Annotated in this window: 12 protein-coding genes; all 12 read right to left on the bottom strand. The window is 71.9% G+C overall.

Going from position 1 to position 13,777, the window contains the following annotated elements; genetic code table 11:
- Positions 1-7 precede the first annotated feature (7 nt).
- The 12 genes from ACWD5F_RS11655 to ACWD5F_RS11600 all read right to left on the bottom strand — a co-directional run bounded on the left by ACWD5F_RS11655 (position 8) and on the right by ACWD5F_RS11600 (position 13,675).
- On the bottom strand, positions 8-2,350 hold the full coding sequence (locus ACWD5F_RS11655; protein WP_451253396.1) for an MMPL family transporter: 2,343 nt from the start codon (positions 2,348-2,350) through the stop codon (positions 8-10).
- A 138-nt stretch (positions 2,351-2,488) separates the two neighbouring features.
- Entirely contained in the window at positions 2,489-3,652 is a 1,164-nt protein-coding gene (locus tag ACWD5F_RS11650) for an MSMEG_0565 family glycosyltransferase (protein WP_451253394.1), read from the bottom strand.
- A gap of 426 nt (positions 3,653-4,078) precedes the next feature.
- Positions 4,079-4,918 carry a carbon-nitrogen hydrolase family protein gene (locus ACWD5F_RS11645; RefSeq protein ID WP_451253392.1) on the bottom strand — a complete coding sequence of 280 codons (840 nt, stop codon included), beginning with the start codon at positions 4,916-4,918 and terminating at the stop codon, positions 4,079-4,081.
- A complete protein-coding gene (locus ACWD5F_RS11640) occupies positions 4,915-5,766 on the bottom strand; it encodes a carbon-nitrogen hydrolase family protein (RefSeq protein WP_451253390.1) in 852 nt (283 codons plus the stop codon). The genes ACWD5F_RS11645 and ACWD5F_RS11640 overlap by 4 nt, the downstream gene beginning before the upstream one ends.
- Positions 5,763-7,196 carry an MSMEG_0567/sll0787 family protein gene (locus tag ACWD5F_RS11635; protein ID WP_451253388.1) on the bottom strand — a complete coding sequence of 478 codons (1,434 nt, stop codon included), beginning with the start codon at positions 7,194-7,196 and terminating at the stop codon, positions 5,763-5,765. Before ACWD5F_RS11635 ends, ACWD5F_RS11640 begins: the two co-directional genes overlap by 4 nt.
- Positions 7,197-7,201: 5 nt before the next feature.
- On the bottom strand, positions 7,202-8,293 hold the full coding sequence (locus tag ACWD5F_RS11630) for an MSMEG_0568 family radical SAM protein (RefSeq protein WP_451253386.1): 1,092 nt from the start codon (positions 8,291-8,293) through the stop codon (positions 7,202-7,204).
- 10 nt (positions 8,294-8,303) lie between these two features.
- Complete coding sequence (locus ACWD5F_RS11625; RefSeq protein ID WP_280877547.1) at positions 8,304-8,825, bottom strand: MSMEG_0572/Sll0783 family nitrogen starvation response protein; 522 nt, start codon at positions 8,823-8,825, stop codon at positions 8,304-8,306.
- Positions 8,826-8,880: 55 nt separating this feature from the next.
- Complete coding sequence (locus ACWD5F_RS11620) at positions 8,881-9,696, bottom strand: amidohydrolase family protein (RefSeq protein WP_451253384.1); 816 nt, start codon at positions 9,694-9,696, stop codon at positions 8,881-8,883.
- Between the two features lie 3 nt (positions 9,697-9,699).
- Positions 9,700-11,040: an MSMEG_0569 family flavin-dependent oxidoreductase gene (locus ACWD5F_RS11615; RefSeq protein WP_451253382.1), complete on the bottom strand. Its 1,341-nt coding sequence runs from the start codon at positions 11,038-11,040 to the stop codon at positions 9,700-9,702.
- Positions 11,041-11,373: 333 nt separating this feature from the next.
- Complete coding sequence (locus tag ACWD5F_RS11610) at positions 11,374-12,381, bottom strand: transporter (protein ID WP_451253380.1); 1,008 nt, start codon at positions 12,379-12,381, stop codon at positions 11,374-11,376.
- On the bottom strand, positions 12,378-13,274 hold the full coding sequence (locus tag ACWD5F_RS11605) for an ABC transporter ATP-binding protein (protein ID WP_451253378.1): 897 nt from the start codon (positions 13,272-13,274) through the stop codon (positions 12,378-12,380). The genes ACWD5F_RS11610 and ACWD5F_RS11605 overlap by 4 nt, the downstream gene beginning before the upstream one ends.
- Positions 13,271-13,675, bottom strand: a complete 405-nt coding sequence (locus ACWD5F_RS11600; protein ID WP_451253376.1) for a GntR family transcriptional regulator — start codon at positions 13,673-13,675, stop codon at positions 13,271-13,273. The genes ACWD5F_RS11605 and ACWD5F_RS11600 overlap by 4 nt, the downstream gene beginning before the upstream one ends.
- Positions 13,676-13,777 lie beyond the last annotated feature (102 nt).

Genomic DNA, 13,777 nt, shown 5'->3' with positions numbered 1-13,777 from the left:
TGTTGTGTCAGTTCTTGCGGGTCAGTCTCTTCCCCAGTCCCCTCAGCGCCGAGCTCTTCGGCTCGGTCGTGTCGGCGGAGGCGGCGTCGCCACCGGCACCGTCGCCACCCGCACCGACGAGCACGGGGTCCGCAGCCGGGCGTACCGACGCGCCGACGTGGGGCACGACTCCCGCCTGCTCAGCGGCCAGCACCCGCCGCAGACTCTCCCCCTCCACATCCACGTTCGGCAGGACCCGGTCCAGCCACCCGGGCAGTGCCCACGCCCGGTGGCCCAGCAGCGCCATCACCGCCGGGACGATGGTCATGCGGACCACGAAGGCGTCGAAGAACACGGCGGCGGCGAGGCCGAGGCCGATCGACTTGATGAGGGCCACGTCGTCGAGGAGGAAGCCGGCGAACACGGAGATCATGATGACCGCCGCCGCGGTGACCACCCGCGCGCTGTGCCGGAAACCCTGGACCACCGCGTGGGTGGGCTCGGCCCCGTGGACGTACTCCTCCCGCATCCGGGTGACCAGGAAGACCTCGTAGTCCATGGCCAGTCCGAAGACCACGCCGATCAGCAGGATGGGCAGGACGCTCACGATGGGCGCGGTCTCCTCGACGCCGATGAGGTCCTTGAGCCAGCCCCACTGGAAGACGGCGACCACGACGCCGAGAGTGGCGCCGACGCTGAGCAGGAAGCCGAGGGCCGCCTTGAGCGGGACCAGGATCGAGCGGAAGACCAGCAGGAGCAGGATCAGCGCCAGCCCGACGACGATCGCCAGGTAGGGGACGAGGGCGCTGGAGAGCTTGCTGGAGACGTCGATGTTGAGGGCGGTGGTGCCGGTGACCATCAGGTCGGCGCCGGTGTCCTGGTGCAGCCGGCCGTTCTGGTCGCGGATGTCGGTGACCAGGTCCTTGGTGGCCTGGCTGCTCGGCGCGCTCTTCGGGACGGCGGTGATCAGGGCCACGTCACCGGACTGGTTGAACACCGCGTCGCGCACCGCCGCGACATCCGGCAGCGTCTTGATCCGGGCGACCGCGTCCGCGGCGGCGGCCTGCGGGTCCTTGCTGTCACCGGCGTCGACGACCACGGTCAGGGGCCCGTTGAAGCCCGGTCCGAAGCCCTTGCTGAGGGTGTCGTAGGCGATGCGCTGGGTGCTGCCCGGGGTCTGTACGGAGTCGTCGGGCAGGGCCAGCCGCAGCGAGGTGACCGGGATGGCCAGCAGGCCCAGGCCGAGCACCGAGACCGCGAGGACCTTGACCGGATTACGGGTGACGAAGCGCGCCCAGCGCACGCCCATCGCCTCGCCCTCGCCGCGCTCCTCCAGGGCGCGCATACGGCGGCTGAGGAGCGGCGCCTTCATGATCCGCGTACCGGCGAAGCCCAGCAGCGCGGGCAGCAGGGTCAGCGCGATCACGACGGCGACGGCGACCGCGAACGCCGAGGCCAGGCCCATCGACGTCAGCATCTTCACGCCGATGACGCTCAGGCCCGCCAGCGCGATCATGACGGTGAGTCCGGCGAAGACGACCGCGGAGCCCGCCGTGCCCAGGGCGCGTCCGACCGCCTCCTCCGGTTCGTGGCCCTCGCGGATCTCGCTGCGGTAGCGGGAGACGATGAACAGCGCGTAGTCGATGGCCACCGCCAGGCCCAGCATCAGGGCCAGGGTCGAGGAGGCCGAGGACATGTCCACGAACGCGGTGGCGATGGTGATGCACATGACGGCCATGCCCACGCCGAGGATCGCGGTCAGCAGTGGCAGTCCGGCCGCGATCAGCGAGCCGAAGGTGATCACCAGGGCGACCGCGGCGACGGCGAGACCGATCAGTTCGGCAGCCTTGCTGGCCGCCTTCTCCTGTACGGCGTCACCGCCCATGCTGACCGTCAGCCCGGCCTTCTCGCCCTCGGCGGCGACCTTGTCCAGGGCGTCGTGCGCGGCGGTGTCGAGGTCGGACTTGGCGACCTTGTACGTCACCTGCGTGTACGCGATCGAGCCCGACCTGCTGACCAGCCCGCCGGTGTACGGGTCGGAGACGTTCGCCACCTGGGGCGACGCCTTCAACTCGGCCAGCAGCGAGGTGACTTCGGCCTTGTTGGCGGTGGAGGTGAGCTTCTGTCCTGCGGGGGCCTCGAAGACCACGCGGGCGCTCGCGCCGGACGCGGAGGCCTGCGGGAACTCCTTCTCCAGCAGGTCGATGGCCTGCTGGGACTGGGTGCCGGGCACCGTGAAGCTGTCGGTGGAGGAGCCGGTGGAACTCGTGGCGCCGATGCCCACGGCGGCCAGGACGGCGATCCACAACATCAGGACGACGCGTCGCCGCCGGAAGGCGAGCCGTCCCAGTCGGTACAGGAAGGTGGCCACGGGTTACTCCCAGCAGGTGAAGAGATCAATTGCGTGAGCGAGGGCCTGATCAGCCCTTGATCTCAAGCTAGGAGCGGGTTCGCGCACTTCCTGCCCCCTGCGGGACCGAATCGGCGGCCGGGGATTAGTACCGCCGTACTAGTGCGCCTCCTCCTTCGAGCGACCCGCATTCCTGGGGCGGTTCTCCTCCTGGGCGCGATAGAAGGCGACGTGACCCCGGGCGGCCGTCTCCCACGTGTGCCGCGCGGCCAGCCGCCGTCCCGATTCCCGCCGTCCCGATTCCCGCCGTCCCGACTCCCGCCGTGCGGTCCCCTCGTCGTCCGCGAGCGCCCGCTCCAACTCCTCCGCCAACTCCCGTGCCGTGCCCGCGAATCGGGCCGCCCCGTCGAACACCTCCCGCAGCACCGGCAGATCACGCACCACCAGCGGTACGCCCGCCGCCAGTGCCTCCATCGCCGCGAGCCCGAAGCCCTCCTTGAGCGACGGGAAGGCGAAGGCGTCGGCGGCGGCCACGAGGGTGGGCAGGTCGGGGTCCGGAACCGGGCCCAACACCACTGGTTCTACGCCGAGTTCGGCCGCCCGCGTCTCCCAGCGGGCCCGGTAGTCGCGGTAGTCGAAGAGGGTCTCGCCGCCCGCGATCACCAGCCGTACGTCGGGATGCCGGGCGCGCAGCAGTGCGTACGCCTCCAGCAGGTCCAGGGAGCCCTTGCGGGGTTCGATGCCGCCGACCGTGAGGATGTAACGGCCGAGGCGGCGGCGCCAGTTGGAGATGCCCGCCGGGTCCCGGGCCGCGGCGGCGAAGCGGTCGTACGCGACGCCGTTGGGGATGACGGTCGCCTGGATGCCCCAGCCTTCGGCGAGTTCGGCCGCGACGGACGCCGACACGCAGATGTGGGCGTGGGGTTCGACGATCGCGCGTTCGTGGCAGGCGGCCAGTTCGGGGGTGGTGAACCGGTCGAGGTGGTGGACCGTGCGGACGCAGCGGCCGTGCACCGCGTTGGCGCTGATGCAGTCCTGGGCGTGCACGACGTCGTAGGGGGCGGGGTCGAAGGCCGCGCGGAGGGTGGCGATGGAGCGCAGGATGCGGGCGCCGGTCGACTCACCGGCGGGACCGTCCGGGAACGGCACGATCCGCAGCCGTACCCGCGCGTCCACCGGCCGGAAGAACCCCTGGTCCCCGCCCCGGCCGAGCGTCCATACCGTGACGTCCTCGCCCAGCGCGGCCAGCGCCTCCGCGAGGGCGAGGGTGTGCACGACCCCGCCGCGCGGCTTGGTGGAGTAGCTGAGCAGGGCGATCTTCATCGGGCGTGCTCCCTCGGGGCAGTGGTGGGCGCCCGGGTGTGTGGGCTCGGGGTGATCGTGTCCGCCCGGGCGCGCGCTTTCTGGTCGACCTCGCCCGCCTGGGTCCGCGCCTTCCGGGCGACCTCGCCTGTCCGGGTCCGTGGGGCGGTGGTGTGAACCCGGACGTGCTCACCCGAAGCGAGCGTGACCGCCCGGGCGCGCGCCTTCGCAACGACCCCGTCCGTCCTGGTCCCCGTCTTCGGAACGACCGCGCCCGCCCCGGCGCGCTCCCGCACCGCACCCATGCCCACGCGTACCCGACCCCTCGAGCCGGTCCGCCCGCTCCAACCGGTCCGCCCGCTCCAGCCAGTCAATCGCGCACCCCCGGATACGCCGCCGGCCGCCGGTCGTCCGGATGCCGCAGCACCCGCTGCGCCCGCTCGACAGCTAGTCAATCGCGCATCCCCGATACGCCCCCGGCCGCCGCTCGTCCAGATGCCGCAGCACCCGTCGTGCCCGGTCGATCTCCGCCGCGATGTCGATCTCGGCCACCGCGAGACCCGCCTTGGACCAGGTGCGGGCGAGGATGTCGCCGCCGGGGCCGACCACCTTGGCCTGGCCGAGGAAGCGCATGCCGCCCATCGCGCCGGTCTGGTTGGAGGAGGCGAGGACGACCTGGTTCTCGGCGGCGCGGGACTGGTCGTAGAGGTCGAAGAGCTTGGCCTGGCGGTCCTGGGCCATGCGGGGTGCGCGGTTGGTGATGCTGGTCGGCCACGCGGAGAGGCACGCCAGGATCTCCGCTCCGTCCAGCGCCAGTGAACGCGCCGACTCCGGGAAGGTCTTGTCGTAGTCGATCAGCATGCCCACGCGCCCCACCGGGGTGTCGAAGGCGTCGAAGCGGTCGCCGGGGGAGTAGGCCGCGACCTCGCCCGCCGGGAGGTGGACCTTGCGGTGGCGGCCGAGGACGCCGTCGCCGGAGACACAGACCGCGGCGTTGTAGCGCTCGGTGCCGCCGTCCTCGCAGTAGCCGACGCAGACCACCATCTCGGCGGCCAGGCGGGCGACTTGGAGGAGGAGCGGGTCGTCCGGCTTGAGGGCTGGGGGCAGGGCTTCGGGGTCCGGGTGGCGCAGGTCCGCCAGGTAGCCGCCCAGTGCCGCGTCCGGCAGGACCAGCAGGCCGGCGCCCGACGCCCGTGCGTCGTCGATGAGTTTGGCGATCCTCGCCAGGTCGAACTCCAGGTCGCGGCCGAAGTGGGCGGCCACGGCCGCGATCCGGACGGTGCTCATACGGTGACTGCTCCCGCGGGTGTGTAGGTCTCCGGACGCCGGTCGCGCAGGTGACCCATCGACCGGCGAGCGGTCTCCAGGGCTTGTACGACGTCCAGTTCGGCGATCGCCACGCCCGCGCCGACGCCGGTGTCGGCCAGGATCTCGCCGCCCGGGTCGACGACCTTGGCGCTGCCGACGAAGCGTAGCGAGCCGAAGGTGCCGGACTGGTTCGCCGACAGCCACACGATCTGGTTCTCCAGCGCCCTGGCCCGGTCGAAGAGGTCGAAACGGCGCTTCCAGCGGTCCTCGGCCAGGTCCGCCGTCGCGTTCGTGCGGGCGCCCGGCCAGGCCGACACACAGACGCCGATCTCCGCGCCGTCCAGCGCCAACGCCCGTGCGGACTCCGGGAACGCCTTGTCGTAGCAGATCATCATGCCGAGCCGCCCGACCGGTGTGTCGAAGGCGTGGAAGCGGTCGCCCGACGAGTAGCTGGCGTCCTCGCTCAACGGCTGGTGCACCTTGCGGTGGTTGCCCAGGACGCCGTCGCCGTGCACGCAGACGACGCTGTTGTAGCGGTTGCCGTCCGGATCCGCCTCGCAGTAGCCGGCGACCACCGTCAACTCGCCCGCCAGCGCGGCCAGTCGGCGGATCTCCGGGCCGTCGAGCGCCAACGCCGGTGGCCCCTCGTCCAGTTCGGCCCCGTCGTCCAGGCTCAGCAGATAACCGCCCAGACAGGCCTCGGGCAGCGCCAGCAGTCGTACGCCCGCCTCCCGCGCCTCCTTGATCAGGCGCTCGGCGATCGCGAAGTCCTCCTCCAGGTCGCGGCCGAACTCGGCGGCCACGGCGGCCATGCGCAGCGTGCTCATGCGGCTCCCATCCCGGTCACGGTGGAGGTGACCGCTTCGGTGATCTCTCCGTCGGGCCAGCGCAGTCCGACGCCTTGTCCCTCGGTCAACTCCCCGCAGACGGCACCGACGGCCGGTCCCGCGGCCAGTGGCGGGCGGCCCGGCGCGTCCGCGGTGAGCATCGCGTAGCCGGGGAAGCAGGTCAGCCAGTCGCCCGTCGAGGCCTCCGACGGGCGTGGCACCGCGGCCACGTCGAGCACTGCCCGGCACCCGCTCGCCTCGGCGAGCATCCCGAGGGTGCCGGCGATCCCGGCCATCGACACGTCCTTCGCGGCAGCAGGACGAGCGGCGGCCACCGCCCCTGTCATGGCGCGGAGTTCGGGCGTACGGCGGTGGCTCGTCGAGTCCCATTGACGGCCCCGGTAGCCCGCTCGCCAGCCGCCGGCCAGGTCGGCCGTCAGCCGTACCGCGTGCCCGGGGCGACCCCCACCGCCCGGCACGGGGTGCGCGGTGCGGCCCAGGGCGGTCACCGACAGGGCGGCGGGGACGCCGAGTTGGGTGTGCCCGCCGAGGACCGGGAGGTCGTACGCCCGTGCCGCCCTGCTCAGTCCGGCCAGTACCCGCGCGGCATGGGACGCGTCCCGCGCGCCCACCGCGTCCAGCAGGCCGAGCGGTGAAGCACCCATCGCCGCGAGGTCGTTGACGTTGACCAGGACCGCGCACCAGCCCGCCCACTCCGGGTCGCGCTCGACCATCGACGGCACGATCGCGTCGCACGCGGCGATCACGTCGGTGGTGGGGACGGGGGCGCCGTCGTCGCCGACGAAACCGGTGCCACCGGGGGAGAGGGTCGAAAGGAGCGGTCCGAGCGCGGACTTGGTGGCCGCGGCCTGCGCCGCGACGCGTCCGATCGGCCACCGCATCACGATGTGCGGCGCGCCCGCGACCTCGGTCGCCCGCACGGACCGCCAGCCCAGCCGGCGGAACAGCAGCTCGTTGCGGGCCTGGACGGTCGCGTCGAAGCGCAGGGCGCCCTCGGACTCGGCCCGCGCGCAGGCGGCCCGCACCAGGGCGGCGCCGATGCCGTGTGGGCCGCGGGCGTGCGCCGAGACGACCAGCCGGCCGCCCTGCCACCAGCCGATGTCGGGCCCGTCGTCGACCGGCCCGAGCCGCACGCCGCCGACCACGGTGCCGTCGGGCGCCCTGGCGACCAGGACGACCGTGCGCGGGTCGAGGTCGCGGTCGTCGGCGTCGTCGTGGGCGAACAGCCCCTGCTCGACGACGAAGACGTCCCGGCGCAGTCGCCGGTAGGCCGTCAACTCGGCCCGACCGTCGGCCTGTTCGATGTGAAATGCGGGTCGGCGGGCCAGCGTGCTGCGGTCGCCGAGCAGGGCCAGGACGTCGAAGGGCTCGTCCCGTACCGGCGCCGCCGAGGATCCGTCGAGATACATCTTCCTCACCCGCCCGCCGTCTTGAGCACACTGCACGCCCCGCAGGCCGCGCACCCCGCCTTCTGGTCGGCGCCGCTCATCCCGGCGGCGACCAGCTTCGTGGCGACGCCCTCGGTGACGTACCGCAGCAGCTCCGCGCTCGGCGCGGGGATGCCGTCCCGGGCTGCGAGGGTGCCGCGCATGGGGCGGAAGGGGACGACGAAGGGGTAGACGCCCCGGTCGATCAACTTGCCTGCGCCGGCTATGAGTTCGTCGGGATCCTCGCCCAGGCCGATCAGCAGGTAGGTGGAGACACGGTTGCGGCCGAAGACGCGGACCGCCTCGTCCCACGCGGCCTCGTACTCGGCCAGCGGGACGGCCGACTTGCCGGGCATCCAGCGTTGCCGCACCTCGTCGTCCAGGGACTCGACATGGATGCCGATCGCGGTGGCTCCGGCGTCGTGCAGGGCGCCGATCCAGGAGAGGTCACCGGGTGGTTCGCACTGCACCTGCACGGGGAGTTCGGGCACGGCTTCGAGGACGGCGCGCACCGACCGTACGAGGGTGCGGGCGCCGCGGTCGGGCCCGGTCGTCGTGCCGGTGGTCATCACCATCTGCTGGACACCGTCCAACCGCACCGCCGCTTCCGCCACTTCGGCGAGCTGCGCCGGGGTCTTGGCGGCCACCGTGGCCCCGGCGCGCAGCGACTCCTCGATGGTGCAGAAGCGGCAGCGGTCGGACTCGGCGTAGCGGATACAGGTCTGCACGACGGTGGTGGCGAGGACGTCGGCGCCGTGCAGGCGGGCGATGTGCTCGTAGGGGATGCCGTCGGCGGTCGTCAGGTCGTAGAACTTCGGGCGGCGCACGGCGGTCAGGGTCAGGCCCGTGTCCTCCTCGCCTAGCCACACCCTGCCGTCGCGGACGCGGTAGGGGCTGGCCGGGTTGGTGGGGAGGGCGGCGTTGGCACCGTCGACGACCATGTGCCCGTCGTCGCTCGGGCCCGCGCCGTCGGGGCGCCGTACGGGAGCGTCCAACGCCACTCCGCGCAGGGCGAGTTCGGCGCGGGTCAGGATGCGGACGTCCACGGCCGTACTGGTCGATCCGGTGCCAACGCTCACGGGGTGCCCCCTACAGCTGGTAGGTCGAGTTGATGATGGCGCCCTTGCGCGCGTAGTGGATCAGCGCGTCCTGGACGTCCAGCGGATGGGTGGGGATGACGCCCTCGATGAGGTCCTCCTCGCGGGCGCCGTGCAGCGAGAGGCCGAAGCGGCAGCAGAACACCTTGCCGCCCTCGGCGATGAACGTCTTGAGCTGGTTGTTGATGTTGTGCTCGCCGGGGAAGGCGGAGGTGCCGGTGGTCGGGAAGCCGCGGGTGGCAAGGCAGTTGAGGGAGCCGGGACCGTAGAAGTAGATGGCCGTCTCGAAGCCCTTGCGCAGTGCGCGGGTCGCCTGGAGCACGGCGACGAAGGACACCGACGACTCGTGGGCGATGCCGTGGACGAGCGTGAAGTAGGTCTCGCCGTCCTCCGCCTTGTAGTCGGGGAAGACCTTGGTCGCGCCGTAGATGCTGGTGCCCTCGGGCAGCGACGGGTGCGGGATCTCGGTGAGGGACTTCTGCTCGATCTCGCTGAGTTCGACGGTTTCGGACATGGCTGTCTCCTTGCGCGTACGGGAGGTGAAGGACGGGTCGGAGCTGCGGGAAGGGTCAGTCGTAGAGCGTGGCGAACGTGTCCCGGAAGACCCGGTCGCCGAGTTCGCCACCGCCGGTCGCGGCGGTCATCCGGGCGTACTCGCCGGTGAAGTCGCCCCAGGGCTGGTCGCTGGCGAAGAGCACGCGGTCGTGGCCGAGGCCGCGGTGCTCGATCTCCCGGGCCAGCCAGTACGGCAGGAACCCGATGGCCCAGGAGAGGTCGGTGTAGACGCGCTTGCCGGCCGCGATCCAGTCGAAGAAGCGGGACCCGGCGAGCTTGATGTGGCCGCTCATCCCGCCGCCGAAGTGCACGAGATGGACGGCGACCTGATCGGCGTACCAGTCCACGAGGTGGCCGACCTCGTCGATGTCGGAGGCGGCGCCGGGGGAGGTGTGGACGTGGACGACCAGGTCGTGGCGGGCGGCGACGGCGAAGATGCGGTCGAGTTGGGGGCGGCAGGCCGGGTCGGTGGGCCGGCCGCCGAGCAGGAAGCTCAACTTCAGGGCCCGTACCCCGCGTTCGCCCGCGAGCCCGAGGGCCAGGTCCGTGCGGTGGGCGTCCTCGGGGCGCGGGGAGACCCAGAGTCCGGCGCGGATGCGGTCGTCGGTCTGGGCCGCCTCGATCGCCAACTCATTGAAGGAGAAGGCGATCTCGGGGTCCGGGACGCCGTAGTTGGGGATGACCAGGGCGCGTTCGGTGCCCTCCGCGTCCAGGTCGGCGAGCAGCTGCTTGACCGTGGCGCGGGCGGTGGTGTCGGGGTGCACCGGCGGGCCGCCGTAGAAGGGGAAGGCGGGCAGCACGCCGATGTGGCGGTGGGCGTCGTACACCATGGCTCAGCCCACCGGTACCGCGGCGGCGACCCGGGTCGGGGCACCGGTGAGGGTGCCGCAGACGTCGGCGAGGCGGCGGCCCGCGTCGATGTGCCCGGCGATGAACTCGGCGTCCCTGCCCACCGCTTCGAACCGTCCCGAGCCCCACGAGTGCTGCCAGGGCAGGCCCACGAAGTACAGCCCCGGCACGCTGGTGACACCGCGCCAGTGCATCGGGTAGCCGCGCCCGTCGAAGGCGGGGATCTCGATCCAGCGGTGGTCGCGGGCGAAGCCGGTCGCCCAGACGACGGAGGTGACGCCCGCCTCGACCAGGTCCAACTCGCCTGCCTGGCCGTCCGGTTCCCACACCGGCGTGTAGCGGGGCTCGGTCGGGGCGTCGATGCCGTGGGCCGCGATGTGGGCGTCGATGGCGTCCTTGATGCCCTCCGCCACGGCGTCCGCGTGGTCGAGATTGGCCTTGAGGTCGTCGGCGAACTCCAGGGCCGGGCCGTCGACCGAGGTCAGCCGGCCATGCAGCCGCATGCCGCCCTTCGCGAAGGCGCGCAGGTCGATGTCCCGGCCGCCGTCCCGCCCGGTGACGTAGTGGTTGACCCGCATGCGCACCGCGCCCGCGTCGTCGAACTCGTCGATGGACCGGGTGTAGTGGCCCATCTCGTCCAGCCAGGCCACGCAGTCCCGGCCGCGGTAGAAGCGGGCCACGCGCGGGGCGCTGCCGACCGCCAGGTGCACCTGCCGGCCCGCGAGGTGCAGGTCCTCGGCGATCTGGCAGCCGGACTGACCCGTGCCCACCACCAGGACGGCCCCGTCGGGGAGTTGACCGGGGCTGCGGTAGGCGGAGGAGTGGACCTGCTCGATCCCGCCGGGCAGCCGCTCGGCGGCGCGCGGGATCTTCGGGCGGTGGTAGGGGCCGGTCGCCACGACGACCTGCTCGGCGGTGAAGTCGCCCGCGGTCGTGGCCAGTTCGTACGTCCCGCCGGCCGGCCTGCGCACCCGGGTGACCGACACGCCCTCCACCAGCGGAGGCCGGAAGTGGGCGACGTATCCCTCCAGGTAGCGCACTATCTCCTCGCGCACCATGAAGCCGTTGGGGTCGTCGCCCCGGTAGGGGTAACCGGGCAGCCTGCACTGCCAGTTGGGGGTGACCAGACAGAAGGAGTCCCAGCGGCGGCTGCGCCACTCGTGCCCGACCCGGTTCGCCTCGACGACGACGTGCTCGATGCCGCGTTCGCGCAGGCAGTGGCTGACCGAGAGGCCGGCCTGGCCGCCGCCGATGACGGCGACCGGGAAGTGGGCACCGGCGAGCCGGCGCGTGTCGAAGTAGGTCTCGGGGTAGGTCTCGGGCATGACATCCCTCCCACGCGAGGCGCCGAGGTCTTTACACCTCGACGCTGCCTGTGGGACCCACTTCAGCCACCGGCCGTTACCGGTCCAAGTCATCCGGAATAAAGCGGAGTTACGTGGTCCTCACGGTGGGTGGGGATACGGACACCCTGAGTTGCCTCAGAGGCAAAAGCCTCACAGAGCCTGTGTCTGAACCAGTCACGCCAGGACTGGCGTCCTCGTGTTCGATGACACGCGACCCTGTGAAACACAGGGAGGGGCGGCCGGATCCGGATCCCGGCCACCCCTCGTACCTGCTTCAGCGGTCCGGCGTCGCGCTCCGCTCCTGCTGCCTGGTCAGGTCAGTCGGCGGCGGATCCACCAGGCGCAGAAACCGGCCAGGGCCGAGGCGAGGCCAAGGTAGAGCCCGGTCTCGGCCCATTGAAGGGCCCAGAAATTGCCGGCGGGATGGTAGGTCACCTGCTGCTGGTAGCCCCGGGCGCCGAGGTCGGCGAGGCAGCGGTCGTATTGCTGCAGAGTGGGCGGCCCCGACTCGGTGCGCAGGCAGTCGGCGAAGGACGACGGCACGGAGACCGGCTGACCGGCGGCGTTCAATGTCTGTTGGGAGGTGACCCAGGCCCCAGGCACTTCGGGGTGCGTGACAATCTGTTTGGCGCCCTCCTGGATGCTGATGGGGACGCCGCCGGGCTCGATCGGCACGGTGGTCCGCTCCGTAGCGGCCAGATGGGGCCGAAGCCACAACGGCACGGAGATCTGGACGGCGGCGTAGACGACGAGCGTGGTGGCCATCGCGGGCAGGGTGCGGCGGATGACCAGGCCGAGGGCGATGCCCAGGACGAAGGCGAAGGCGGCATAGGCCATGGGGACGACACCCCGTGCGGCGAAGGCGACGGGGTCGAGCCGCGGGAAGTACGTGTCCGTCGCGCCACCGCCGTTGACAGCCCGGTCGATGGGGCTGCTCCACCAGCTCACCGCGAGGCTGGTCAGCCCGGCGGCGGTCATGGAGGCCGCCGCACCGAGGCTCAGCTTGGTCGCCAGCCAGCGCGTACGCGTGACGCCCTGGTTCCAGGCGAGGTAGTGGGTGCCGGTCTCCAGTTCACGGGAGATCAGCGGCGCGCCCCAGAACATCCCGATGACCGGCGGCACGGCGAGCACGACCAGCAGTCCGGCGTAGTAGACGCTCTGGTCCGAACTGGAGACCTGGTCCACCAGGCTGCTGCCGGCGGTTCGGTAGAGGTCGGCCAGCTGCGGGCCGGTGACCGCGAGAGCGGCGGCGAGGGCAGCCACCGCGGCGAACACCACGGCGGCCTGGGTGCGGAACTGGCGCCAGGTCAGCCAGATCATCGAAGGACCTCCAGTGCGGGCCGGGTGTCGCGTACCGCATCGGCGGGCCGGGCCATGTAGGCCAGGACGATGTCTTCCAGACCGAGCGGGCTGACGGTCCAGGACGGATCGTGGACCGCGGTGTCCGTGCGCACCAGGAGGGTGGTCTGCCGGTCGGTGTGGCTGGCGGTGATGACGTGCTGTCCGGCCGGGAGCGTGTCCGTGTCGCGGCGCGGTCCGGTGAGCCGGTGGTGGCAGGCGACCAGGTCGTCGATATCTCCGGCCACCTGCACCCGGGAGCCGACCAGGACGATGACGTAGTCGCAGGCCCGCTCCACGTCGGAGACCAGGTGGGAGGAGAGCACGACGCTCAGCTCGTGCTCGGCCACGGCCTCCATCAGGTCCTGCATGAACTCCCGCCGGGCGAGCGGGTCCAGGGCCGCGACCGGCTCATCCAGGATGAGCAGCTCGGGCCGCTTGGCGATGCCCAGGGTGAGAGCGAGCTGCGCGCGCTGGCCGCCGGACAGCCTCCCGGCCCTTTGCCCGAGGTCCAGACCGAGCCGCCGGATCCGCTCGCGGGCCAGGGCATCGTCCCAGCCGGGGTTGAGGCGGGCGCCCATCCGTAGATGGTCGGCGACGCTCAGGGCGGCATACGTCGGGGTGTCCTGGGCGACGAAGCCGACCTTGGCCAGCTGCGCGGGGCCGGTGGCGGGACGGCCGCCGCACACCTCGATCGTTCCGGTGGTCGGCGTCAGCATGCCGGAGGCGAGGTTCAACAAGGTGGATTTGCCTGCCCCGTTGGGCCCGACCAGGCCGACGACCCGCCCGGCGGGCACGTCCAGGTCGCAGTTCTGCAGCGCCCAGCGCTGCTTGTATCTCTTGCCCAGGGCCTGGGCCCGTAAGACGGCGCTCACGCTACGTCCTCTCCAGCGGCGGTCCGAAAGGTGGTCGTGAACAGGGCCTCGATCGACTCGTCGTCGAGGCCGGCCAGGCGGGCCTTGGCCAGCCAGCGCCGCAGGTCTTTTTGGAGCGCGCCATGTGCGGCGAGCGAGGCGTCGGCCAGCGTCCGGGTCACGAACGTCCCCACCCCCGGCCGGGCGGCCACCAACCCCTCGAGCTCCAGCTCGCGGTACGCCTTGAGCACGGTGTTCGGATTGACCGCCACCTGCCGGGCCACCTCCTTGACCGTGGGGAGCCGGTCCCCCTCCTCCAGCAGACCCAGCCGCAACGCGTGGCGTACCTGCTGGACCAGCTGCTGATAGGGGGACAGGCCGGACCGGTCGTTCAGGTGGAACTCAATCACCAGTTCCTCCATTTACCTAGTTGCCTAGTACTTTAGCCTCCTGGTGTGGCGCGCGGTCAACATGCAGGGCGGGGCCGGCCGGAACCGATGTGACTGCGGAGGTGCATCGGAGCC

It is taken from the genome of Streptomyces sp. NPDC002499, assembly GCF_053595415.1.
The sequence above is the reverse complement of the archived record's forward strand: the minus strand, read 5'-3'. Positions and strand labels throughout refer to the sequence as shown.

Bases quoted from the DNA above. Each gene is read 5' to 3' on its own strand.
- ACWD5F_RS11650 (WP_451253394.1), bottom strand. From the start codon at position 3,652: ATGAAGATCGCCCTGCTCAGCTACTCCACCAAGCCGCGCGGCGGGGTC.
- ACWD5F_RS11645 (WP_451253392.1), bottom strand. From the start codon at position 4,918: ATGAGCACCGTCCGGATCGCGGCCGTGGCCGCCCACTTCGGCCGCGAC.
- ACWD5F_RS11640 (WP_451253390.1), bottom strand. From the start codon at position 5,766: ATGAGCACGCTGCGCATGGCCGCCGTGGCCGCCGAGTTCGGCCGCGAC.
- ACWD5F_RS11635 (WP_451253388.1), bottom strand. From the start codon at position 7,196: ATGTATCTCGACGGATCCTCGGCGGCGCCGGTACGGGACGAGCCCTTC.
- ACWD5F_RS11625 (WP_280877547.1), bottom strand. From the start codon at position 8,825: ATGTCCGAAACCGTCGAACTCAGCGAGATCGAGCAGAAGTCCCTCACC.
- ACWD5F_RS11620 (WP_451253384.1), bottom strand. From the start codon at position 9,696: ATGGTGTACGACGCCCACCGCCACATCGGCGTGCTGCCCGCCTTCCCC.
- ACWD5F_RS11615 (WP_451253382.1), bottom strand. From the start codon at position 11,040: ATGCCCGAGACCTACCCCGAGACCTACTTCGACACGCGCCGGCTCGCC.
- ACWD5F_RS11610 (WP_451253380.1), bottom strand. From the start codon at position 12,381: ATGATCTGGCTGACCTGGCGCCAGTTCCGCACCCAGGCCGCCGTGGTG.
- ACWD5F_RS11600 (WP_451253376.1), bottom strand. From the start codon at position 13,675: ATGGAGGAACTGGTGATTGAGTTCCACCTGAACGACCGGTCCGGCCTG.